This window comes from Aeromonas sp. 25-248, assembly GCF_053005425.1.
The window spans coordinates 296,232-320,311 of sequence record NZ_JBRKTB010000003.1 but is presented as its reverse complement, the minus strand read 5'-3'; the positions used below and the strand labels follow the sequence as shown (position 1 = coordinate 320,311).

The following is a 24,080-nucleotide window of genomic DNA, read 5'->3' as shown; positions in this document are numbered from 1 at the left end:
AGATGAGTTCACACATGCAACAATCCCAAAGCCGGTCGCTGGTCGACTGGCTTTCTTATTTGGAGCAGATCCACCCGGCCAACATCGACATGGGGCTGGAGCGGGTCGGCACGGTTGCCCGCCGCATGGGCCTCACCGAACTGCCGTTCAAGGTGATCACGGTGGCGGGCACCAACGGCAAGGGCTCCTCTTGCGGCATGGCGGCCAGCATCCTGATGGCCGCCGGCTACCGGGTCGGTGTCTACTCCTCCCCCCATCTGCTGCGCTTTACCGAGCGGGTGCGCGTCAATGGCCAGGAGCTGGCTGATGGCGATCACTGCGCGGCCTTTGCCGAGGTGGAAGCCGCCCGGGGCGACATCGCCCTTACCTTCTTCGAGTTCGCCACCCTGGCAGGTCTGTGGCTGTTTCGACGCGCCGCGCCCGATGTGCTCTTGCTGGAAGTGGGGCTGGGGGGGCGGCTCGATGCCACCAATGTGGTGGAATCGGACGTCGCCCTGATCACCTCCATTGCCCTGGATCACTGCGACTGGCTCGGGGATACCCGGGAGGCGGTGGCGGTGGAGAAGGCTGGCGTCTATCGCAAAGGTAAACCCGCCATCAGCGGGGAGCCCAATCCGCCGTCGACCATCGCAAGCGAAGCGGCGCGCCTCGGCGCCTGCTTGCGTCAGGTCGGCATCGATTTTCGTGGTGACGAGCATGAAGGTGACTGGGATTATCACGGCCTGCACCACTGGTCGGGATTGCCCAAACCGGCCCTGCCGCTGATGAATGCGGTCACCGTGCTGGCGGCGCTGGAGTCCCTCGGTCTGCCATTGGCGGAGTCCGCCATCCGCGACGGCCTGGCCAATGCCCGCCTGGCTGGCCGGATGCAGCAGTTGCAAACCTCGCCGCTGGTCATCGTCGACGTGGCCCACAATCCCCACTCTGCGGCCTATCTCGCCAGCCAGCTGCGTCAGCGCCCCGGCAAGGGCAAGCGCCGCGCCGTGGTTGGCATGCTCAAGGACAAGGACATGGCGGGGTCGCTGGCCGAGCTTGACGGTCTGATTGACGAGTGGTTCCTGGCAAGCCTCCACGGCCCGCGCGCGGCCACGGCCGACCAGTTGGCGACGGCCCTTGGCAGCGGCCGGGGCGCGGCGCTCACCTTTGCCAGCGTGGGGGATGCCTACGGCGCCGCCTTGGCCGCATCGAGTCCTGACGATATGGTCATTGTGTTCGGCTCGTTTTACACTGTCGCCGACGTGCTGGCTCTGGGCGCGGTCTGAGCCGTTCGCTCCCCTGGCTCCGTCAACGTGACGACGGGCCGGGTTTTGCACTGGATAATCCCCTTTCAGGCCAAGTGGGTGGCGAGGGATCCGGCTTCGCCAGCCGGCGTGAGGGGAGGCGTTCTTTGCGAAGTGTGCAAGATTGCAATGGATCCTAAGTAACATGGGTGGAAATTAACTTGGCTTCGAAGTTTCAAAACAGATTGGTGGGGACCGTCATCCTGGTCGCCCTGGTGGTCATCTTTCTGCCGGACCTGATGGACGGCAACAAGCTGGAGCAGAAGGACGAGGCCTTCGCCAAGATCCCCCTGCGTCCGGAGCTGGAGCCCGCCAAGCCTGCGCTTCAGGTCTCGGCGGCGAGCACCCTGCCGGCCGAGCATCTGGCGAGTCAGCAGCAGGCCTCTGCCGCGACCCAGTGGCAAGTAGAGGAGATTGGCGATACCGTGACCCTGGCCAATCAGGGGGGAGCCAATCCAGCGGGAGCCAGTCAGGCTCCCATCACCCAGCAGCAGCCGGTACAGGCCGTGGCACAACCCAAGCCCCAGCCCAAACCCGAGCCCAAGCCGGAAGTGATCGCCAAGAAACCGGTGGAACAGCCCAAACCCAAGCCGGTGCCAACCAAGCCGGTAGAGGTGCAAAAACCGGTGGAGGCCAAGCCACAGGCGGGCCAGATCAAGACCATGGATGATCTTATCGCGAGCAAGATGGCCCAGCCGACTACGGCACCGGCAGCAGCCCCGGCTCAGGGGAGCTGGATCCTGCAGCTTGGCGCCTTCAAGAATGCAGACAGCGTCAATGCCCTGGTGAGCAAGCTGAGGGCGGCGGGCTACTCGGCCCAGACGTCGCCGAGAACCCCGGTGCAGGGGCAGATCAACCGGGTCTTCATCGGGCCGGATGTCTCCAAGGCCAAGTTGCAGGGCATGCAGAGCCGGATCAGCCAGATGACGGGCTTGAGCGGCTCCGTGGTGGCCTACAACCCCTGACAGGACGATGAAATGAAAAGACCGCGCCTCATGGCAACATGGGCGCGGTCTTTTTTTGTGTCCAACACGGGGGAGGCAGTGTGGCTATCGGGCTGCCGAGGAGGACTAGATGCACTTCACCGGCTTGGGGAGGCCTGCGATCTTGGTGGCCTGCTTGGCGGGGCCTTCCGGGAATAACTTGTAGAGGTAGCGGCTGTTGCCCTTCTCCGGGCCGTACTGCTTTTCCATCGCCTTGACCAGGGCTCGGATGGCGGGGGAGGTGTTGAACTCCAGATAGAAGGCCCGTACGAAACGCACCACTTCCCAGTGGGGATCCTCCAGCACTATCCCCTCTTTCTCGGCCAGCACCAAGGCCAGCGCCTCGCTCCATTGCTCGCTGTGGCGCAGATAGCCTTGGGCATCGGTCTCGATGAGTTGGCCGTTGAACTGCAAATGGTGTGGCTCGGACATGACGCTTCCTCGAAAAGGCTATCTCAATGGGGCGGGCATGGTAGCGCCTTGCGTCCCGTCCGGCAACCGGGGCGGCGCTTGGCGCCTGCCTCGGGTGGGACTGGCCCGGCGGCTATGTCCGGCTAGGTTCGCCCCTGACCTGTCAGCAACTGGCCGTCGTTGGCCAGCACCAACAGCTCGTCTGCCAACTGGCTGATGAGGGAGAGCTGCTGGCTCAGCATCAGCTGCTCCTCGCTGCTCTCCGGAGCGATGGTTGGACAGGCTCCCGCGAGCGGCGTCGGCATCTGCCCCGCCAAGTGACCGGCGGCCTGCTCCAGGGTCTGGCTGATGTGGCGGCTTATCTCCTCCAGCCCCTCGATGGGCTCGAGTTTGTCGCGATGGGCCCCGAGTGCCGAGATATAGGAGAGCAGGGCATGGTTGCGCCAGGTGAGAGTGAAGCAGAGATCCAGGAAGCGGCGGCGCTTGCTCGGCTCCACCAGCATGCTCTGCCAGGCCATGGCCAGCTCGCTGTCGGCGAGGTGGGCACACTTGCGGGCCACCCGGTAGTCCAGGGATTCATCCCGTTGGCGATGCAGGCTGGCGAGTACCGCCGAGAGGTACTTCGCATTGGCGGACAGGGAGTTGGCGATAAGGGTCGGCAACCGCTTGTATTGCCAGTCGGGCCAGAGCCAGGCCACCAGGGCGTAGGAGAGCAGGCAGCCGAGCAGCGTATCGAGCAGGCGTGGTCCGAGGATGGCGAAGCCGATGCCATCCAGCAGGTTGAACGCCATCAGCACGTAGAGGGTGATGAAGCAGACGGCGGCGCTGTAGTTGCTGCGCACCTGGGTGAAAAACAGGAAGGCGGCCAGCCCCATGATCCCCAGTTGCAGGTGCAGCTCGGGGAAGAACCAGAGCACGGGCACGCCGATGAGGATACCGGCAAAGGTGCCGAGCATCCGCTGCACCAGACGACGGCGGGTGGCGCTGTAGCTCGGCTGGCAGACGAACAATACGGTGAGCAGGATCCAGTACCCCTTGTCCAGGTGAAACGCCTGCAGAATGCCATAGCCGACTACCAGCCCGAGGGAGAGCCGCAGGGCATGGCGAAACACCATGGAGTTGGGGGTCAGGTGCTGCCTGAGCAATGCCAGCAGGGGCAGGGCGACCGGCCGTGCCAGGGGAGGCAGGCTGGTGGGGGGGGCTGCGGGGTTTTGCAGCTCTTCGGCGCTTTGCAGCAACTGGTTGATGCTGGCCAGGTTGCGACGCAGGAACTTCATCGGTGTCAGCAGGGTCTTGGGGTAGTGCTGCTTGAGGTGGGTGAACTCCAGCTGATCGCCGAGGGCCTCCAGGGTCCAGTGAATGCGTTTGTGGTGGGTGTAGGGCTTGTGCACCAGGATGGCGTAGCCGAGCTGCTGACAGGCGTCGGCAAGCTGTGACAGCACCTCCTGGAAGCCGTCGAGGACGATGCCCTGCTTGAGCTCCGCTTCCAGCTTGCTGTAGGGGTAGTGGCTGGAGGTGGCCCGCTCCTGGATCTCCAGGGCAAGCAGGTAGAGGCGCAGCAGGCCCGCGAGCTCGGGGGCCACCCCGTGGCGGCCGGGGGCATGAAGACGGGCATTGAGCGCCGTCTTGGCCTGGTTCAGGGCATTGACCAGGTTGATGTTGAGCTGGGCCAGATTGTGGCGGATGGCCTGGGCGCCGTGTTCGTCGGCCGGGAAGAAGCGGGATTTCTCCTGCAAGTAGCGGGCGAGGGCGAAGTAGCTCTGGGCCAGTTGCTCGTGCAGGGTCTTGTAGGGCAGCAGCCAGAGCCAGACCAGGGACACCAGGCCGTACCAGAGGGCCCCGGCGCACAGGGCCAGCGGCTGATAGAAGAGATCCGGCGCCTTGGCGGCCCCCAGCATGGTGTAGATGGCAATCAGCAGGGAGCCGAAGCTGATGGTGGCGTAGCGTTGGCCGAGGGCCCCCACCATCACGAAGATAAAGGTGGAGCCCGCGAGCCCGATGGCAAAGAGCCAGGGGGTGGGGAAGAGATACTGCACGCACAATGAGGCAAACAGGAAGCAGAGCAGGGTCATGGCGAGGTTCTTGACCCGGCCCCAGAGGCTGTCGTCGGTCTCGGCGATGGCGCCGGCCACCACCCCGAGGGAGAGCAGCACGGTGAGCTGGATGTCACCGGTAGCCAGCGCGAAGGCGAGCAGCCCCGCGATGGCGAGCAGGACCTTGAGGGCGAAATAGATGTGGCTGTCTGTCAGCAGCCGGCGCAGCAGGCCGGAGAAATCCATCGGCATGCTAGGCACCACCCTTGAACGAGGTGAAATCGATGTGGCTGTCGGTCAGCAGACGGCGCAATAAACCTGAGAAGTCCATGGGCATGGGATGAAGGCAACCCTTGAGCGAAACGAAAGCGACAGCATAACCCGTCGGCAACGAAACGGCCCTGATTTGGATCAGGGCCACTTCGCTTCATATCCTTGATTTGCAACTTATCCTGACAGAAATGGGCGCCAATAAAAACCCCGCCGAAGCGGGGTCTTGTGCATATCAAGCATCCATCAGTTGCGGTTGCCGCCAAGCAGGCTCAGCAGGCTCAGGAAGATGTTGTAGATGGAGACATACAGGGTGACGGTGGCAGAGATGTAGTTGGTCTCGCCGCCGCGCACGATCTGCTGGGTGGTCAGCAGGATGGCGCCGGAGGAGAAGAGCATGAACATGGCGGACAGGGCCAGGCTCAGGGCGCTCATCTGCAGGAAGATGTTGGCGACCATGGCTACCAGCAGTACCCAGAAGCCGACGAACAGCATGCCGCCGAGGAAGGAGAGGTCCCGCTTGGTGGTCAGGGCATAGGCAGACAGGCCGAAGAAGGTGAGCGCAGTACCGCCCAGCGCCGTCATCACGATCTCGCCGCCGCCGTTGTTCATGTACATGTTGATGATGGGGCCGAGGCTATAGCCCAGCAGGCCGGTCAGGGCGAAGGTGAACACCAGCCCCATGCCGTTGTCACGGTTCTTCTCGGTCAGGAACATCAGGCCGTAGACACCGATGAGGAACACGGCCCAGTGCAGGGGCGGCATGTTCATGACGGTCGCTACCCCGGCTACCACGGCTGAGAAGCCAAGAGTGAGGGAGAGCAGCATGTAGGTGTTGCGCAGCACCTTGTTGGTGTCGCGCACGGCACCCTGGGTGCCAGTGTAGATAGAACGGGTATCCATCTTGATGTCCTCTTGATTTCCGGGGTGAAGCGACCAAGTGTGCTTCGTTAACGCATTGTATGCACTGAATGTGTGGATGACGAGCGCTGATTTCAAGCGCCACCCCACCTGCGTGGTGCCTACTATCCCAGAGCAAAGATGTATTGCGCATGAACAAGGAGGCTCAAGGCGTTGCAGAGGGCGCCTGCTCCTGCTTTTTACCCTGTCTGGCGATCCGCGTCGGCGAGAAGCCGAACTGCTTTCTAAACGCCGTGATGAAATTGGCCACATGGTCATAGCCGGCGTGGGCGGCGGCGCCTTGCAGAGAGAGGCTGCGCGCCTCCAGCCTGGCCCGCGCTTCTTGCAGCTTTCGCTGGCGAAGGTAGCGCTGCAGGCTCATGCCCAGCTCTTTTTTTGCGGCTCGCTGCAAGGTGGAGACGCTCATGCCGAGGGTGGCCGCGATCTCGGTCAGGGTCATCTCGTCCACTTTTTCATCCCTGAGCAGCATCTTGAGGCGCGTCGGTTGCTCGTTCTGGCGCTGGCAACAGGGGGAGGCGGCCTGCTGGAGGTTGGTCATCAGGCTCTCCCAGACACTGAGGGCAAAGGCCTTGCGCATCAGCATCTCGGAGGCGTTCTGGCTGCTGGTGAGATTGAGCGCTTCCGCAATCTGTCCAAGGGCCGCGGGCAGGGTCCAGTCGACGCGGCTCAGATGGCGGCTGAAGGTCTGTGCGAAAGCCTTGCGATGCGCCTGTGCCAGGTTGTGGGCGAGCCAGGTGTGGTCCAGGGAGAGGACGATGCTGCGGCTGCGCACCTGGGCTTTGGCCGCCCCCTGAACGATGTCGGGCTCGGTATAGAGGATGGCGGTTGCCACTATGGGGTCGGACTCATGGAAGCGGCACCCCTTGAGCCTGTGAGTGGCGCCATAGGTCATCAGGGCCCGGCTCTCGAGGGGAATGGCGATGATCAACTGCGGCGGCAACTCCCGCTCGGTGGCGAAGTCTGCCTTGTGAACGATGTCCTTGTTGTGAAAGCGAAGACCCTCCTGGATCACCAGGTTCTCCACCCTGCCGGTGAAGCGGCCTCGCTGGCGTGCGCTGGTGTCCCTTGCCACTGTGTCAGTCATGTGCAATTTGACCATGTCGAAGAGTGAAATGACCACACCGCAAAACTGCGGCGGAAGATGGAGTGATATATTAGCCCCCGGAAAATTAAATGAAAATGATTATCATCTCTATCTTGGGGTCACTCTTACTATGGTTGTCTTGAAGGATAAAGCGCGAAGCCCGCTGGCTCTGGCCATCTCTGCCGCTCTGGCCGTCACCTTTGCCGCCCCGGCAGGGGCACACACACCGGACATCAAGCCGGACGAAACCCTGGTCGTCTATGGCAATCCACTCTACGGGATGTCGCCGTCGGAGGAGACGGGAGGCTATGGGGTCGACTCGGCCACCGTCGGCACCAAGACGCCGGCGGCCCTCAAAGACATCCCCCAGTCGATCACCGTGTTGACCAACGACTACATCGAGGAGCGCAACTTCGTGGCGGTGGACGATCTGGCCAAGTACACGCCGGGTCTGCGCACCCTGGTCAACGACAGCGGTCGCTCCTCCATCTTCTCCCGCGGCTATGAATACGACGAGGTGAACCTCAACGGTCTGCCATCGCCCATGCAGAGCAAGTACGGCACCCTGCCGTCGCTGGCGGCGGTGGATCGGGTGGAGATCATGCGCGGCCCCTCCGGCCTCTTCAACAGCACCAGCGAGCTGGGGGGCGTGATCAACATGGTGCTCAAGCGTCCGACCGACGCCTTCAAGGGCTCGGTCACGGCGCGCTATGGCAGCTGGGACAGGCATTACCTGGAGGCGGACATGGGGGGCGCACTCAACGACGAGGGTTCCCTGCGCGGCCGCGTCGTGGTGGCCAACGCCGACATCAAGAACCAGGTGGACTACAACAACAACGACAACGGTACCTACTACGGCACCCTGGAGTTCGATCTCTCGGATCGCACCCGGCTCTCCGTCTACGCCCTGCACCAGACCAAGGACATCCTGCCCACCAACGGCCTGCCGGCGTACAAGGACGGCTCCCTGCTCGACATCGGCCGCAGCACCTACCTGGGGTCGGCTGAAGACTTCTTCGACGCCGACACCACGGATGTGGGGGCCTCGCTGCAACACGCCTTTGCCAACGGCGGGGTGGGTCAGGTCTCGGCCCGCTACATGGATCACGACATGCGGCTGGAGCAGACCTTCACCAACGGCCCCGTGGACGCGGCGGGCAACACCGGGCTGATGTTCAACGGCCAGGGGAACCAGCAGAAGAACATGGCCTTCGATGCCAACTACAGCCAGATGTTCGATCTGTTGGGGCACAAGAGCGAGTTTGTGCTGGGCTCCGACTACAAGCGCTACGAGTCGGACATCCAGACCTACACCAACCGCAACCTCGGCAAGATCAATGTGTTCGATTTCGACCCGACCCGGGTCGCCAAGCCGGACTACAGCTACACCAAGAATGACCATGAGGAGCAGTCGGAGCTCGGTCTGTATGGCAAGGTGACCTGGCGGCTGATGGAGCCGCTCTCGGTGATCACCGGGGCCCGCGTCTCCTGGTACGATCTGGATGTCGTCAGCACGACCCTGAGTTCCGGAGCCCAGAGCGGCGAGTCCAGTGCGTTCAACGGCAAGCTCACCCCCTACGCGGGGGCCGTCTATGACCTGAGCGACGAACACGCCTGGTATGCCAGCTACTCCAAGGTGTTCAAGCCCCAGACCAGCCAGGACGAGAGCGGCAACCTGCTCAAGCCCCGGGAGGGCAGCCAGTGGGAAACCGGCATCAAGTCCTCGCTGCGTGACGGCCTGCTCAACACCCGGGCGACCCTCTTCCTGATGAAGGACGACAACATCGCGGCCCAGGCCTACGACGATCAGGGCATCGCCATCACCAACACCTACTGGGCGACCGGCAAGGTGGAGACACAAGGGGTGGAGCTGGAGGCGAGCGGCTATCTCAGCCAGAACTGGATGGTGATGGCCGGCTATACCTTCACCGACATCGAGGAGAAGGCCGGGGATCACAACCCGAAATTCGACACCATCCCCCGTCACGCCCTCTCACTCTGGACCGACTACCACCTGGCCGACTGGGTGCAGGGGCTGCACCTCGGGGCAGGCATGACGGCGGTGAGCGACTACGGCTTCAACCAGAAGGGGGTCGAGACCCATCAGGGGGGCTATGCCCTGTTCGATGCGGCGGTGCGTTACGAGATCAACGACAGAATGCAGGCGACCCTGAACCTCTACAACCTGCTCGACCGGGAGTACTTCTACCGGGTCGGCTCCACCAGCACCTTCAACATGTACGGCGAGCCGGCGAACCTGATGGCAGGCTTCACCTACAAGCTGTAACGACCGACGACAGCAGGGCCTGCGGGCCCTGTTGTCGTCTCTGTGCGCCGCCCTACGGGGGATCCCCAAGGCTGGCGACACAATCCTGGTTCATCTCATGACAAGACTCATCACCCTGCTGCTCACCATGATCACACTCTCTTCTGCCCAGGCAGACATGCTCCACTACGCCCAGCGCTTCACCCACCATTCGGCCCTGCTGGGGGAGACGCGGCAATACAGTGTCTCCCTGCCCCAGGAATATGAACGCGAGCCCGGGGCTCGGTTCCCCGTGCTCTATCTGCTTGACGGGGAGAAGAGTCTGCTGGAGGTTGTCGGCATCACCCGGGCCCTGCGGGCCGGGCTCAATCCGGCTATCCCCCCCCTCATCATCGTCGCGGTCCACAACACCGACCGGATGCGGGATTACACCCCGAGCCACACCATGACCTTGCCCAATGGGGCACCGGCGGGGCCCGGCTATGCCGTGACGGGGGGCGGGCCCCGATTCCTGCGCTATCTGAGTGAGGAGCTGCGCCCCCTCATCGAGGAGAGGTTTCGGACCCAGGCGCCAGCCCTGCTGGTGGGTCACTCCCTCGGCGGCCTGCTGGCACTCGATGCCCAGGCGCAAGACGGCGGCCAGTTCCAGGGGGTGATCGCCATCGACGCCAGCCTCTGGTTCGATTACCCCCGCAATTACGAGCGCATCGCGTCGGAGTTGACCGGGCCGCTCAGGCACGCCTCCTCGCTGTTTATGGCGGTGGCCAACAACCCCTTCACCCCGGGATTCGGGCGCTCGGCGTTTCACCGGGATCGCCTGCAGCAGTTTGCCCGGCAGGTGGTGGCAGCGCCCGGCGCAAACCTGCACGTCACCAGCCGCTACTTCGAGGAGGAGGATCACCACAGCGTCTACCACCCCGCCGTCTATCAGGGACTCCAGTGGCTGTTTCAGGGCTACCGGCTGGATCTGGCGCCCGGTCACTTCAGCCGACAGGGGGTGATCGCCCGCTTTGATGCCCTGAACCGCCACCTCGGCAGCGCACTGCGCCCGGAGCTGGGGAGCCTGCGGGACATCAGGGAGAAGGCCGCGCGCTGGCCGCAGATGGCGATCTCCGTGGACGAGGCCGATGCCCTGCTGGCCCACTACTACGGGACGAAGCCGTGAAAAGCCGATTTTTTGCCTGTGTCTGGAATCGTCACAACGGTGCCGGAGACGGGTGTCGGTCCGGCGCCATCCCTGGGTAGACTGCCGAAACGAGGGGCGCCGGGTCGGTGCCCCGACAGAGGCAGGGAGTGAGCGATGGCGGTTGCAGGAAAGAGGGGAGGCATGCTGGCTCTGTGGTGCGGCGCACTCCTGATGTCGGGGTGCAGTGGGTTTGCGCCTGCGCCCATTCCCGTTACCTATCTGAGTCAGGATCCGCCCCCAGGCAGGCTGCCCCTTGGGGAGACCGCCTATGTGGATGACGGTCGCTGCCCACCCGGGCAGGTCAAGCGGCTCATCGGCGGGGACGCGAAGCACAATGTGCCAAGAAAGGTGGAGTGTGTGGCAAGACCGCAATGATGATGTGATTTTCACAGCCTGAAACATCCAAAAAAGAGCCCTGAGGCAGTCGCCTTGGGGCTCTTTTCGTCTGGCTGGCCTGGTCGGTGTGATGCCGCAGCGGGCTAGAAGGCATCTCCAGGGACCCGCACCCAGCCTTCCATCAGGATGCGGGCGGAGCGGGACATCACCGCCTTGGTGACCGTCCACTGTCCCGCGACCTGCTCTGCCTGGGCTCCGACTCTCAGAGTGCCGGAGGGGTGACCAAAGCGCACCGCTTCGCGCTCGCCGCCCCCGGCGGCCAGATTGACGAGGGTGCCGGGAATGGCCGCCGCCGTGCCGATGGCCACGGCGCAGGTGCCCATCATGGCGTGGTGCAGCTTGCCCATGGAGAGGGCCCGCACCAGCAGATCGATCTCGCCGGCAATAATCTCCTTGCCGCTGGCGGTGCGGTAATCCTTGGCGGGTGCGACGAAGGCAATTTTCGGGGTGTGCTGGCGAGTGGCCGCCTCTTCGGGGCGCTTGATGAGCCCCATGCGCAGGGCACCGGCAACCCGGATCGCCTCGAAACGGGCCAAGGCCTCGGGGTCCGTGTTTATCTGCTCGCGCAGCTCGGTGCCCTCATAACCGATGTCCTCGGCGTTGACGAACACCGTGGGGATGCCGGCGCTGATCAGGGTGGCTTTCAGTACGCCGCTCTTTACAACAGACGCGGGCACCTCCAGATCGTCCACCAGATTGCCGGTGGGGAAGAGGGCGCCGCCCTCCTCACCCTCGTCGGATGGGTCGAGAAACTCCAGCACGATCTCGGCGGCGGGGAAAGTGACGCCGTCCAGCTCGAAATCGCCTGTCTCCTGCACCTGGCCGTTCGTCACCGGCACGTGGGCGAGGATGGTCTTGCCGATATTGGCCTGCCAGATGCGCACCTCGCAGGTGCCGTGCTCCGGGATGCGGGACGGGTCCACCAGGCCGGCGTGGATGGCGAAGGCCCCGGCGCCGGTGGAGAGGTTGCCGCAGTTGCCGCTCCAGTCCACGAATGCCTTGTCGATGGCGACCTGGCCGTAGAGGTAGTCCACATCGTGATCGGGTTGCTGGCTTTTGGAGAGGATCACGCACTTGGCTGTGGAGGAGGTGGCCCCCCCCATGCCGTCCATGTGGGCGCCGTAGGGATCGGGGCTGCCGATGACCCGCAGGAAGAGGGCATCCCGTGCCGGGCCTGGTTGTTGGCAGCGCTCGGGCAGGTCAGATAAGCGAAAGAAGACCCCCTTGCTGGTGCCGCCGCGAAGGTAGGTGGCCGGGATTTTTACTTGTGGTATGTGGGCCATAGAGAGTGTCCTGAAAAGAGTCATGGATCCTGCTCCCTCTGGGAGAAGGTACCCGAAGGGCGGATGTGAGGGATTTCCCCTCACCCCAACCCTCTCCCAAAGGGAGAGGGTGCTTTATGCCTTCCCCTTTTTCAAAGGGGTGGAGCGGGGTTGCGATTTAGCTTGCGGCCTTTTGCGCGGTCGACGCCAGAAAATCCTGGGCGAAGCGTTGCAGCACGCCGCCCGCCTCATAGACCGAGACCTCCTCGGCGGTGTCGAGGCGGCAGGTCATGGGCACCTGGATCACTTCGCCGCTGCGACGGCGGATCACCAGAGTGAGATCGGTGCGCGGCTGGCGCTCCCCCACCACGTCATAGGTCTCGGTGCCATCGAGGCCCAGCGTGAGGCGGGTGGTGCCCGGTTTGAACTCGAGCGGCAGCACCCCCATACCGATGAGGTTGGTGCGGTGAATGCGCTCGAAGCCTTCCGCTGCGATCACCTCCACCCCGGCAAGGCGCACCCCCTTGGCTGCCCAGTCACGGGACGAGCCCTGACCGTAGTCGGCACCGGCCACGATGATGAGGGGCTGCTTGCGTGCCATGTAAGTCTCGATGGCTTCCCACATCCGCATCACTTTGCCGTCCGGCTCGACGCGGGCGAGGGACCCCTTCTGCACCACGCCGTTCACCACCGCCATCTCGTTGACCAGCTGGGGGTTGGCGAAGGTGGCGCGCTGGGCGGTCAGGTGATCGCCGCGGTGGGTGGCGTAGGAGTTGAAGTCCTCCTCCGGCAGGCCCATCTTGTGCAGGTATTCGCCGGCCGCGCTGCTGCGCAGTATGGCGTTGGAGGGGGAGAGGTGGTCTGTGGTGATGTTGTCCGGCAACAGCGCCAGCGGCCGCATCCCCTTGAGGGTGCGCTCACCCGCCAGTGCCCCCTCCCAGTAGGGTGGGCGGCGGATATAGGTGCTCTGGGGGCGCCAGTCATACAGGGGCGCCACTTTCGGGCCCAGGTCTTCCTCTATGGTGAACATGGGGATGTAGACCTGACGGAACTGGGACGGTTTGACCGCCGCGCGCACCACGGCGTCGATCTCCTCGTCGCTCGGCCAGATGTCTTTGAGGCGCACTTCCTTGCCGTTCACCACCCCCAGCACATCCTTCTCGATGTCGAAGCGGATGGTGCCGGCGATGGCGTAGGCCACCACCAGCGGCGGGGAGGCGAGAAACGCCTGCTTGGCGTAGGGGTGGATGCGGCCATCGAAGTTGCGGTTGCCCGACAGCACCGCCGTGGCGTAGAGATCCCGCTCGATGATCTCCTGCTGGATGGCGGGATCCAGCGCGCCGGACATGCCGTTGCAGGTGGTGCAGGCAAACGCCACGACGCCGAAGCCGAGCTGTGCCAGCTCATCCATCAGCCCCGCCTCTTTCAGGTAAAGCGCGACCGTCTTGGAGCCGGGGGCGAGGGAGGATTTGACCCAGGGCTTGCGCATCAGGCCGAGCCGGTTGGCGTTGCGGGCCAACAGGCCTGCGGCAATCACGTTGCGCGGGTTGCTGGTGTTGGTGCAACTGGTGATGGCGGCGATGATGACGGCGCCATCGGGCAAGAGGCCGTCAGCCTCCTGGGCACGAGCCTTGTCCAGGTCCACCGCGATTCCGCGCTCGGCCAATGCCGATACCGGCAGGCGGCGATGGGGGTTGGAGGGGCCAGCCAGGGTGCGCACCACGCTCGACAAGTCAAAGTGCAGCACCCGCTCGTACTGGGCGTCCACCAGGGCGTCGGCCCAGAGGCCCGCCTCCCTGGCATAGGTTTCCACCAGCCTGACCTGCTCGTCGTCACGGCCGGTCAGTTTCAGGTAGTCGATGGTCTGGCCGTCGATGAAGAACATGGCCGCGGTGGCGCCATATTCCGGCGCCATGTTGGAGATGGTGGCTCTGTCGCCCAGCGTCAGGGCGGCGGCGCCCTCGCCACGGAACTCCAGATAGGCGCCGACCACCTTCTGCTGGCGCAGGAATTCGGTGAGCGACAGCACCAGATCCGTGGCGGTGATGCCGGGTTGCGGCTTGCCGGAGAGCTCGACGCCGACGATCTCTGGCAGCCGCATCCAGGAGGCGCGCCCCAGCATCACGTTCTCGGCTTCCAGCCCGCCCACGCCCACGGCTATGACGCCGAGGGCATCCACGTGGGGGGTGTGGCTGTCGGTGCCGACGCAGGTATCCGGGTAGGCCAGGCCGCGATCGGCGTGGATGACCGGGGACATCTTCTCCAGGTTGATCTGGTGCATGATGCCGTTGCCTGGCGGGATCACCTCGATGTTCTTGAATGCCTGCTTGGTCCAGTTGATGAAGTGGAAGCGATCCTCGTTGCGGCGATCCTCGATGGCGCGGTTCTTCTCGAACGCCTGGGGATCGAAGCCGCCACACTCGACGGCGAGCGAGTGATCGACGATGAGCTGCACCGGCACCACGGGGTTGACCTGGGCGGGATCACCCCCCTGCTCGGCGATGGCGTCGCGAAGGCCCGCCAGGTCCACCAGGGCGGTCTGGCCCAGGATGTCGTGGCAGACCACCCGGGCCGGGAACCAGGGGAAGTCGCGATCGCGCTTGTTGTGCACTATCTGGCCGAGGCACTCGCCGAGGATGGCCGGATCGCACTTGCGAACCAGGTTCTCGGCGTGGACGCGGGCGGTGTAGGAGAGCCTATCCCAGGCGCCGGGGGCGATGGCGTTGACCGCCTCCCTGGCGTCGAAGTAGTCGAGTGCCGTGCCGGGCAGGGGCTTGCGGTATTGAGTGTTTATCATCACTTGCGCTCCTGATTCTTCTCGGCGCGGACGCGGGCGAGATAGTGGGCGTTGTTCATCACTGGCGCTCCTTGAGCGGGACGAACACCAGATCTTCCGGGCCGACGTAGTTGGCGCTCGGGCGGATGATCTTGCCGTCGATGCGCTGCTCGATGACATGGGCCGACCAGCCGGAGGTGCGGGCGATGACGAACAGCGGGGTGAACATGGCGGTGGGCACCCCCATCATGTGGTAGCTGACGGCGCTGAACCAGTCCAGGTTCGGGAACATCTTCTTGGCCTCCCACATGGTGGACTCCAGCCGCTCGGCGATGTCGAACATCTTGGTGTTGTGCTGCTCCTGGCTGAGGGCGCGGGCCACCTCCTTGATCACCTTGTTGCGGGGATCGGAGACGGTGTAGACCGGGTGGCCGAAGCCGATGACCACCTCCTTCTTCTCGATGCGGGCACGAATGTCGGCCTCCGCCTCGTCCGGATTCTCGTAGCGCTTCTGGATCTCGAACGCCACCTCGTTGGCGCCGCCGTGCTTGGGCCCGCGCAGGGCGCCGATGGCGCCGGTGATGCAGGAGAACATGTCCGAGCCGGTGCCGGCGATGACGCGGCCGGTGAAGGTGGAGGCGTTGAACTCGTGCTCGGCGTAGAGGATGAGGGAGGTGTGCATGGCGCGCACCCAGGAGTCCCGTGGCTTCTCGCCGTGCAGCAGGTGCAGGAAGTGGCCGCCGATGGAGTCATCGTCGGTCTCCACATGGATGCGCTTGCCGTTGTGGCTGAAGTGGTACCAGTAGAGCAGCACCGAGCCTAAGCAGGCCATCAGCTTGTCGGCGATGTCCCGGGCGCCCGGGTGGTTGTGATCGTCCTTCTCCGGCGACAGACACCCCAGCACGGAGACGGCGGTGCGCATCACGTCCATGGGGTGGGCGCTTGGGGGCAGCTGCTCCAGGGCGGTCTTGACTCCGGTGGGCAGGCCGCGCAGGGCCTTGAGTTTGGCCTTGTAGGCGGCAAGCTCCGCCACATTGGGCAGATGGCCGTGCACCAGCAGGTGGGCTATCTCTTCGAATTCGCAGCTGGTGGCCACGTCCAGGATGTCGTAGCCACGGTAGTGCAGGTCGTTGCCGGAGAGGCCGACGGTGCACAGGGTGGTGTTGCCGGCGGCGGTGCCGGAGAGGGCGACGGATTTTTTCGGCTTGAAGCCGGTGGTTTCGGGAATGGCGCTCATCACATGTTTCCTCATTCAGTCCGTTGAAGCGCCAGCCGCCAGCATGAGGCGGCTGGTCGCGGGCTTATTCCTTGGTGAACAGTCTGTCCAGGGTCTGCTCGTAGTGGTGGTAGCCGAGGAAGTCGTAGAGAGACTCCCGGGTCTGCATGGTGTCGACCACGGCGCGCTGGTGGCCGTCGCGGCGCAACTGCTGATAGACGTTGAGGGCGGCCTGGTTGGCGGCGCGGGCGGCGCTTAACGGGTAGAGCACCATGTCGACGCCATGCAAGGCGAGCGCCTCCTTGTCAAACAGCTCGGTCTTGCCGAACTCGGTCATGTTGGCGAGGATCGGCACCCCTGCCGCCTGCTTGAAGCGGTCGTACTGATCCAGCTCGGTGACGGCCTCGGCGAAGATCATGTCGGCGCCCGCCTCCACATAGGCAGCGGCGCGCTCCAGGGCCGAGCCCAGCCCCTCTACCGCCAGGGCGTCGGTGCGGGCCATGATGACGAAGCTCTCGTCCTGGCGGGCATCCACCGCCGCCTTGATCCTGTCCACCATCTCGGACAGAGAGACCACGGCCTTGTTGGGCCTGTGGCCGCAACGCTTCTGGGCCACCTGATCCTCCATGTGGACGGCGGCCACCCCGCCGCGCTCGAAGGCGCGGACGGTGCGGGCGATGTTGAAGGCACCGCCCCAGCCGGTGTCGATATCCACCAGGAGCGGCACTTGCGTGGCGGCCGTGATGCGCTCGGCATCGATCAGCACGTCGTTCATGGAGGTCATGCCGAGATCCGGCAGGCCATAGGAGGCGTTGGCCACCCCGGCACCGGAGAGGTAGAGAGCCTTGAAGCCGCTGCGCTCGGCCATCAGCGCCATGTAGGCGTTGATGGTGCCGACGATCTGCAGGGGCTTCTCATTGGCCAGGGCGGTGCGAAAACGCGTGCCGGCCGAGGGGGATAGGTTGGACATCGTGACTCCTTTCATGGGGTGCTTGTCTGCTGCGGATGCTGGCTGTGAACAGGTTCATCTCACACTACGTTGACGTTAACGTCAATCATGCTTAAGTCCAAGGCCCGTCAATGGGCGGGCACCAGCGGCTGCTTCCTGTATAACTTCATGTAATTCAATCAAGTAGCCTCCCAATTTGATTCATGCCCGGCCACTGTCACCTCGCCGTCATGGGGGAACAGGGCCGATTCTGGCCTCTTCCCCGAGGGGGGGCAACGGATTCGAAGGGGGGTGTCATGAGATGAAAAGTGGCTGTCGCCCGATGCAAAGCGGACGTTTACGTTAATCCCTAGATTCACTCTGGACGATGTTTTCACCCACGAATGAATCTGGAGAACCGCCATGGCCAACGCCATTCGCTTTTATGAAACCGGGGGCCCCGAGGTCTTGCGCTACGAACAAGTGGCGGTGGGCGAGCCCGGGCCTGGCCAGGTGCGCCTGCGCCACGCCGCGGTCGGCCTCAACTATGCCGACACCTATTTTCGCAACGGCACCTACCCCATCCCCATGCCCAATGGCCTCGGCGTCGAGGCGGCCGGGGTGGTGGAGGCGGTGGGCGAGGGCGTCACCAACGTCGACGTCGGCGATCGCGTCACCTACACCGGTTTCATCAATGCACTCGGCGCTTATTCGACCGAGCGCCTGATCCCGGCCGCGCCGCTCATCCGCCTGCCGGACAGCATCTCCTGCGAGACCGCGGCCGCCATGACCATGCGCGGCCTCACCTCCGCCTACCTGATGCGCCGCATCCACGCCTTCAAGCCCGGTGACAGCATCTTGCTGCACGCCGCGGCGGGCGGGGTCGGCCTCATCGTCGCCCAGTGGGCCAAGCTGCTGGGGCTGACGGTGATAGGCACCGTCTCGAGCGGCGCCAAGGCCGAGCTGGCCCGTGCCCACGGCTGCGACTTCACCATCGACTACAGCCGGGAAGATGTGGCGACCCGGGTGCGCGCCCTGACCGGCGGCGCCGGGGTTGACGTGGTGTTTGACAGCGTCGGCAAGAACACCTTCCTGGGCTCGCTTGATTCCCTCAAACGCCGCGGCCTCATGGTCTGCGTCGGCACCGCCTCCGGCCCCATCGACGGCTTCAACCCCCAGTTGCTGGCCATGAAGGGTTCCCTCTATCTGACCCGACCGGCCCTGGCGGACTACATCGCCGACCCGGCCGAGAAGGAGGCCCTGGCCGGCGAGCTGTTCGATCACGTGGCCAGCGGGCGGATCAAGATCGAGGTCAACCAGAAGTACGAGCTGCAGGACGCGGCGCAGGCCCACCGGGATCTGGAGTCGCGCCAGACCACGGGCTCCTCCGTTTTCATCATCTAGGCAAGGATCTCAGGCCAGCCCGCACTCGATGGCGGCGCCTGAGCGCACCGACTTGTCATTCAGGGAGAGAGACATGCGTGTAGAACAACTGACCTGCCATATCGGCGCCGAACTGAGCGGCGTCCAGCTGGCGGATGCGGCCCACGACGCAGGGCTGTTTGCCGAGATCCGTGCCCAGCTGCTCAGGCACAAGGTACTGTTCCTGCGCAATCAGGAGATGAGCCGCAGCGATCACGTGACCTTCGCCCGCCGCTTCGGCGAGCTGGAGGATCACCCGGTGGCGGGCAGCGATCCGGATCACCCCGGTCTGGTGCGCATCTACAAGTCGCCGGATGTGCCCAACGATCGCTACGAGAACGCCTGGCACACCGATGCCACCTGGCGCGAGCAACCGCCCATGGGCTGCGTGCTGCGCTGCGTGGAGTGCCCGCCGGTGGGGGGCGACACCCTCTGGGCCAACATGGCGGCGGTCTACGCCGCGCTGCCGGAGGAGATCAAGCAGAAGATCGCCGGCCTGCGCGCCCGCCACAGCATAGAGGCGAGCTTCGGGGCGGCCATGCCGATGGAGAAGCGGCTCGCCCTGAAGGCCATGTTCCCGGACGCCGAGCACCCCGTGGTGCGCACCCACCCGGAGACCGACGAGAAGATCCTGTTCGTCAACGCCTTCGCGACCCACTTCACCAACTACCACACCCCGGCGAATGTCCGTGTCGGCCAGGACTACACCATGGGTGGCAGCGATCTGCTGCGCTACCTCATCAGCCAGGCCTATATCCCCGAGTTCCAGGTGCGCTGGCGCTGGCAACCGGGCAGCGTGGCCATCTGGGACAACCGCAGCACCCAGCACTACGCCGCCATGGATTACGCCCCCTGCCATCGCAAGATGGAGCGGGCCGGGATCATGGGCGACACGCCTTACTGAGTCGTAACATCCCAGTGATACCGCTAATTTTCAATAACTTGAGGCAATAGACATGAACTTCCTTGACGGTTCTCTCTTCCCTGAAAATCAGGACAAGTTGGTTATTACCGTAGCCCCGTATGGCCCTGAATGGTTCCCTTCTGACTATCCGGAAGACATCCCGGTGACCATGGAAGAGCAGATCCAGAAAGCGGTCGACTGCTACGAAGCGGGCGCCGCCGTACTGCACCTGCACGTGCGTGAACTGGACGGCAAGGGCTCCAAGCGCCTGTCGATGTTCAACGAACTGATCGCTGGTGTGCGCAAGGCCGTGCCGGACATGATCATCCAGGTCGGCGGCTCTATCTCCTTCGCGCCGCCAGAAGATGGCGCGGCCGCCAAGTGGCTGCATGACGACACTCGGCACATGCTCGCCGAACTCGAGCCCAAACCCGACCAAGTCACTGTGACCGTCAACACCACGCAGATGAACGTGGTCGAGCAGATGGATAAGCGTGACTACGCCGGCACCTCCATGGGGACCGATACCTACGAAGCCTACCGCGAGATGATCGTGCCTTCCGGCCCTGGCTTCATCGAGGAGCACGTCAAGCGTCTGAGTGCCGCCGGCATCCAGAGTGCCTTCCAGTTTTACAACATCAACAGCTACGAGTCGGTGGAGCGGCTGATCCGCCGCGGTGTCTACAAGGGTCCGCTGGTATGCAACTGGGTGGCGATTGGCGGTGGCATGGACCAGCCGCATATCTACAGCATGGCCAACTTCCTGCGCGCCATTCCTGACGGCACCATGCTGACGGTGGAAAGTTCCATGCTCAACACCCTGCCAATCAACCTGATGGGCATGGCGATGGGCCTGCACGTGCGCTGCGGTATTGAGGATAACCTCTGGACCCAGGACCGTTCGCGTAAGATGACCTCCGTCGAGCAGATCGAACAGTTGGTGCGCCTTGCCAAAGAGATCGGCCGTCCAGTTGCCAACGGTAAGGAAGCCCGCGAGATCCTCAAAATCGGTGTTTTCTATGAGACGGTTGAAGAAACCCTTGCAGCCAACGGCTTCGCCCCGAATCCAAAGGGCGGTCAGCAGGGCTTCCTGAAGAAGTGATGTAATACCCACGCAGATCTGCGTGTCAGGGCGCAAGGCCCCCAAGCCAAGCGCCCTAAGAACCTGTTTGCCAAACGGCGGTTGTCCTTGCACTATGCAGCACGCAGGGCAACTGAGTGATGAGTCAATATTGTCTGGCCGGGGGCCTTTCCACCGGCTGGTTGACCGAATACCCAACCCAATTTGCAGTAGCGCGAGGGAATGTATGGCTACGTTTCATATCGATGACGACCCCGAGGCCGGCAAGGTTGCCGTGCCCCGTCGTTATGCCTGGATAGTGTTTGCGCTGACCTTCGGTCTGCTCATCTCCGATTACATGTCGCGCCAGGTGCTCAACGCCGTCTTCCCCATGCTCAAGGGGGAGTGGGCACTCTCCGACACTCAGCTCGGCCTGCTCAGCGGCATAGTCGCGCTCATGGTCGGCTTGCTCACCTTCCCGCTCTCCCTGCTGGCGGACCGGTTCGGCCGGGTCAAGAGCCTGGCCATGATGGCCGCGCTCTGGAGCCTGGCGACCCTGGGCTGCGCCCTGGCACAGAACTACGAGCAGATGTTCATCGCCCGCTTCCTGGTGGGAGTGGGGGAGGCCGCCTACGGCAGTGTCGGCATCGCCGTGGTGGTTTCGGTGTTCCCGCGGGAGATGCGGGCCACCCTCTCCGGCGCCTTCATCTCCGGCGGCATGTTCGGCTCTGTGCTTGGCATGGCCTGCGGGGGCGTGCTGGCGCATCTCCTCGGCTGGCGCTGGGCCTTCGCCGGCATGGCCCTGTTCGGTCTGGTGCTGGCGGCCATCTATCCCCTCATCGTCAAGGAGGCGCGGATCTCCCAGGCCAGCCGGGCTGCCCAGGGCAGCAAGGCGGGCCGCAACCCCCTGCGCAGCCTCTATTCCAGCCGCTCGGTGATCTCGGCCTACGTGGGCAGCGGCCTGCAGCTGTTCGTCGGCGGCACCGTCATCGTCTGGATGCCGAGCTATTTCAACCGCTACTACGGGCTGGACACGGACAAGGCGGGACTCATGGCCGCCATCATAGTGCTGTGCAGCGGTGCCGGCATGATCCTGTGCGGCATGCTGAGCGATCGGCTGTGCCGCAACCGGCCGGATCGCAAGATAAGCCTCGCCATCGCCTATTGCCTCGGCAGCTGTCTCCTGCTCTCCCTGGCGTTTGCCCTGCCGGCCGGCTTCCCCCAGCTGGTGCTGATCGGTCTGGGGATGTTCATCGCCACCGGCACCTCGGGCCCCGCCGGCGCCATGGTGGCCAATCTCACCCACGCCAGCGTGCACGGTACGGCGTTTGCGACCCTGACCCTTGCCAACAACCTGCTGGGGCTGGCCCCCGGTCCCTTTATCACCGGCAAGGTGTCCGATCACATCGGGCTGGACAACGCCTTCCAGCTGGTGCCCCTCATCAGCGTCGCGGCGGCTGCGGTCTTCTTCTACGGCAAGCGCCACTACCACAAGGACGTGGCCAGGATTGAAGGGGACGCCCGCCAGGTCGTCGCCGGCCCCCAGGGCAGCGAGGTGAGGGCATGAGGCTCAGCATCGAGGTCTATTTCGATTTCATCTGCCCCTGGTGCCTCATCGGCAAGCGTCAGCTGGATGAGGCGCTGGCCCAGCTGCGGGTGGAGCGGCCCGAGGTGCGGGTCGATGTGAGCTGGCGCGGGGTGCAACTGCTGCCCGCGCTGCCGATGCAGGGGGAGGATTTTCACGCCTTCTATCTGCGGCGCCTTGGCAGCGAACAGGGGGTGCGCCTGCGCCAGGCTCAGGTGCGGCAGGCGGCGGCCAGCGTCGGCGTTGAGCTGGACTTTGACAAGATCCCCCGTATGCCGAACACGGCCGATGCCCACCGCCTGTGGCAACGGGCCTGCCAGCTGGGATCGCCGGCGCAGTTGGAGAGTCTGCTGGAGTGGCTGTTTGCGTGCCACTTCCTGCACGGCGGGGATCTGGGGGATGGTGCTACCTTGCTGGGGCTGGCCGAGGCGGTGGGCTTCTCGTCTGCCGATCTGGTGGGCAGCCTGCAGGGAGACGGAACCCCCTTTTTCTGCGATCAGCCAGAGGCGGCTCGGCAGGGGGTGCCCAGCTTCGTGCTGGGGAAGGGGCGGATCCTCAGCGGTGCCCAGCCCGTGGCGCAGTTGCTTGCCGGCTTGCACCAGGCCGTCGCGGCGATGACCCGGGCGCAGGCGCGAGTCTTGGTGCCGGCCGAGCGGGTGCCCGCGCCGGGCCAGCGCGTCCTCATCGAGGACTCGGGCAAGAGCCTGGTGCTGTTCAACGTCGATGGCCGTTTCCATGCCATCGATGACGGCTGTCCCCACCAGGGGGCGTCCCTGTGCGGCGGCCGGCTGGAGGGGGAGGTGATCCAGTGCCTTGCCCACGGTCTGCGTTTCAACCTGACGACCGGGTTGCTGCTGAACTCGACCCAGCTCAGGGTGCGCCGCTACCCGGTCGAGCCGGCAGGGGAGGGGTTGTCCATCGTCATCGAGTCCCAGGAGGCCATCCCATGCTCACCCTGACCATGACGGATCGCTTCCAGCGGGTGCGGACACTGGCCCCCGGCATGGCGGTCAGCATCACGGTGGCGGCCGCCGCCACCTTCCTGTCGGAGCACTACGGCGCCCCCGTGCTGCTGTTCGCCCTGCTGCTCGGCATGGGGTTGAACTTCCTCAGCGGCGAGGGAAGCTGCAAGGCGGGCATCGAGTTCACGGCGCGCAGCGTCTTGCGCATCGGGGTCGCCCTGCTCGGCATGCGCATCACCCTCGGCCAGATCGCCGAACTGGGCTGGATGCCGGTGCTGCTGGTGGTCACCCTGGTGGTGGTGACCATCAGCCTGTCGGTGGTGGTGGCCAAGGCGATGGGCTTCCAGCGCCTGTTCGGCATGCTGACCGGGGGCGCTACCGCCATCTGTGGTGCCTCCGCCGCCCTGGCCCTGGCCGCCTCCCTGCCGAACCATCCCCAGAAGGAGCGCGCCACCCTGTTCACGGTGATCGGGGTGTCGGTGCTCTCGACGCTCGCGATGATCCTCTACCCCATGATCGCTCGCTTCTTCGAGTTGACGCCGGTGGAGGCGGGGGTCTTTCTCGGTGCCACCATTCACGACGTCGCCCAGGTGGTGGGGGCCGGCTACAGCATGTCCACCGAGACCGGGGACGTGGCCACAGTGGTCAAGCTGATGCGGGTCGCCATGCTGCTGCCGGTGATCCTGGTCGCCGCCATGATCACCCGGATGCAGGGGGCGGATCCCGCGTCCGGCAAGCGGCCGCCCCTGTTGCCCCTGTTTGCGGTCGGCTTCCTGGTGCTGGCCTGCATCAACAGCACAGGCTGGGTGCCCGCCCTGGTTCAGGGGGGGGTCAACGAGCTGTCGCGCTGGTGCCTGGTGATCGCCATCGCCGCCATCGGCATGAAGACCCAGCTCAAGGAGCTGGCGGCGGTCGGCATCAAACCCATCCTGCTGATGGTGGGGGAGACCGCCTTCCTGGTCGCCCTGGTGCTGACCCTGATGCATTGGGGCATCAAGCCTTAGGCATATCAGGAATGTCATGAATGCCGCGAACGTCCGAATAGGCTTCGCTACCCGAACCTACCAACTCAATTGACTGCGTAGGTTCGATTAGCCGCGTAGCGGCGTAATCGGACGATCGCGATACGAGATCA

At 64.4% G+C, this 24,080-nt stretch carries 18 protein-coding genes and 1 pseudogene; 11 read left to right on the top strand and 8 right to left on the bottom strand.

What is annotated here, in order from left to right:
• The first annotated feature begins 2 nt into the window (after window positions 1–2).
• Both folC and dedD read left to right on the top strand, forming a co-directional pair.
• Window positions 3–1,262 (top strand): bifunctional tetrahydrofolate synthase/dihydrofolate synthase, encoded by a 1,260-nt coding sequence (gene folC, locus ACVDHI_RS07870; protein WP_447211937.1) that lies wholly within the window; start codon window positions 3–5, stop codon window positions 1,260–1,262.
• 179 nt (window positions 1,263–1,441) lie between these two features.
• Window positions 1,442–2,245, top strand: a complete 804-nt coding sequence (gene dedD / locus ACVDHI_RS07865) for a cell division protein DedD (RefSeq protein ID WP_029314728.1) — start codon at window positions 1,442–1,444, stop codon at window positions 2,243–2,245.
• Between the two features lie 105 nt (window positions 2,246–2,350).
• Here dedD and ACVDHI_RS07860 read toward each other — a convergent pair whose 3' ends face one another.
• The 4 genes from ACVDHI_RS07860 to ACVDHI_RS07845 form a co-directional block, all read right to left on the bottom strand.
• Window positions 2,351–2,695 carry a TusE/DsrC/DsvC family sulfur relay protein gene (locus ACVDHI_RS07860; RefSeq protein ID WP_039038798.1) on the bottom strand — a complete coding sequence of 115 codons (345 nt, stop codon included), beginning with the start codon at window positions 2,693–2,695 and terminating at the stop codon, window positions 2,351–2,353.
• Between the two features lie 122 nt (window positions 2,696–2,817).
• A complete protein-coding gene (gene yccS, locus ACVDHI_RS07855; RefSeq protein ID WP_171865194.1) occupies window positions 2,818–4,959 on the bottom strand; it encodes a YccS family putative transporter in 2,142 nt (713 codons plus the stop codon).
• A gap of 264 nt (window positions 4,960–5,223) precedes the next feature.
• Window positions 5,224–5,880 carry a Bax inhibitor-1/YccA family protein gene (locus ACVDHI_RS07850; RefSeq protein WP_010675134.1) on the bottom strand — a complete coding sequence of 219 codons (657 nt, stop codon included), beginning with the start codon at window positions 5,878–5,880 and terminating at the stop codon, window positions 5,224–5,226.
• 163 nt (window positions 5,881–6,043) lie between these two features.
• Complete coding sequence (locus ACVDHI_RS07845; protein WP_324049170.1) at window positions 6,044–6,982, bottom strand: helix-turn-helix transcriptional regulator; 939 nt, start codon at window positions 6,980–6,982, stop codon at window positions 6,044–6,046.
• 130 nt (window positions 6,983–7,112) lie between these two features.
• On the opposite strand from ACVDHI_RS07845, the gene ACVDHI_RS07840 reads away from it, so the two are divergent.
• The 3 genes from ACVDHI_RS07840 to ACVDHI_RS07830 all read left to right on the top strand — a co-directional run bounded on the left by ACVDHI_RS07840 (window position 7,113) and on the right by ACVDHI_RS07830 (window position 10,809).
• The gene (locus ACVDHI_RS07840) at window positions 7,113–9,269 is read left to right on the top strand and encodes a TonB-dependent siderophore receptor (RefSeq protein ID WP_447211936.1); all 2,157 of its coding nucleotides are present in this window, start codon (window positions 7,113–7,115) and stop codon (window positions 9,267–9,269) included.
• A 97-nt stretch (window positions 9,270–9,366) separates the two neighbouring features.
• Complete coding sequence (locus ACVDHI_RS07835; RefSeq protein ID WP_447211935.1) at window positions 9,367–10,413, top strand: alpha/beta hydrolase; 1,047 nt, start codon at window positions 9,367–9,369, stop codon at window positions 10,411–10,413.
• 135 nt (window positions 10,414–10,548) lie between these two features.
• Window positions 10,549–10,809, top strand: coding sequence for a DUF6719 family protein (locus ACVDHI_RS07830; RefSeq protein ID WP_039038793.1), 261 nt, complete (start codon window positions 10,549–10,551; stop codon window positions 10,807–10,809).
• Between the two features lie 104 nt (window positions 10,810–10,913).
• Here the strand turns inward: ACVDHI_RS07830 and prpF are convergent, their stop codons facing one another.
• The 4 genes and pseudogenes from prpF to prpB form a co-directional block, all read right to left on the bottom strand.
• The gene (gene prpF, locus ACVDHI_RS07825) at window positions 10,914–12,113 is read right to left on the bottom strand and encodes a 2-methylaconitate cis-trans isomerase PrpF (RefSeq protein ID WP_447211934.1); all 1,200 of its coding nucleotides are present in this window, start codon (window positions 12,111–12,113) and stop codon (window positions 10,914–10,916) included.
• 244 nt (window positions 12,114–12,357) lie between these two features.
• Window positions 12,358–14,889: pseudogene (gene acnD, locus ACVDHI_RS07820) on the bottom strand (Fe/S-dependent 2-methylisocitrate dehydratase AcnD); the annotation flags it as partial.
• Between the two features lie 58 nt (window positions 14,890–14,947).
• Window positions 14,948–16,105, bottom strand: a complete 1,158-nt coding sequence (prpC, locus tag ACVDHI_RS07815; protein ID WP_447211933.1) for a bifunctional 2-methylcitrate synthase/citrate synthase — start codon at window positions 16,103–16,105, stop codon at window positions 14,948–14,950.
• 64 nt (window positions 16,106–16,169) lie between these two features.
• Window positions 16,170–17,054 carry a methylisocitrate lyase gene (gene prpB, locus ACVDHI_RS07810; RefSeq protein ID WP_447211932.1) on the bottom strand — a complete coding sequence of 295 codons (885 nt, stop codon included), beginning with the start codon at window positions 17,052–17,054 and terminating at the stop codon, window positions 16,170–16,172.
• Window positions 17,055–17,435: 381 nt separating this feature from the next.
• Here prpB and ACVDHI_RS07805 point away from each other — a divergent pair, with 381 nt between their 5' ends.
• The 6 genes from ACVDHI_RS07805 to ACVDHI_RS07780 all read left to right on the top strand — a co-directional run bounded on the left by ACVDHI_RS07805 (window position 17,436) and on the right by ACVDHI_RS07780 (window position 23,949).
• Window positions 17,436–18,416, top strand: coding sequence for a quinone oxidoreductase family protein (locus ACVDHI_RS07805; RefSeq protein WP_447211931.1), 981 nt, complete (start codon window positions 17,436–17,438; stop codon window positions 18,414–18,416).
• 73 nt (window positions 18,417–18,489) lie between these two features.
• Entirely contained in the window at window positions 18,490–19,338 is an 849-nt protein-coding gene (locus ACVDHI_RS07800) for a TauD/TfdA dioxygenase family protein (RefSeq protein WP_266141957.1), read from the top strand.
• A 52-nt stretch (window positions 19,339–19,390) separates the two neighbouring features.
• Entirely contained in the window at window positions 19,391–20,440 is a 1,050-nt protein-coding gene (locus tag ACVDHI_RS07795) for a BKACE family enzyme (RefSeq protein ID WP_039038787.1), read from the top strand.
• Between the two features lie 205 nt (window positions 20,441–20,645).
• Entirely contained in the window at window positions 20,646–21,965 is a 1,320-nt protein-coding gene (locus ACVDHI_RS07790) for an MFS transporter (protein WP_277856005.1), read from the top strand.
• Window positions 21,962–22,942, top strand: coding sequence for a DsbA family protein (locus ACVDHI_RS07785; RefSeq protein WP_319903864.1), 981 nt, complete (start codon window positions 21,962–21,964; stop codon window positions 22,940–22,942). Before ACVDHI_RS07790 ends, ACVDHI_RS07785 begins: the two co-directional genes overlap by 4 nt.
• A complete protein-coding gene (locus tag ACVDHI_RS07780; RefSeq protein WP_042882801.1) occupies window positions 22,930–23,949 on the top strand; it encodes a YeiH family protein in 1,020 nt (339 codons plus the stop codon). Before ACVDHI_RS07785 ends, ACVDHI_RS07780 begins: the two co-directional genes overlap by 13 nt.
• Window positions 23,950–24,080: the final 131 nt, after the last annotated feature.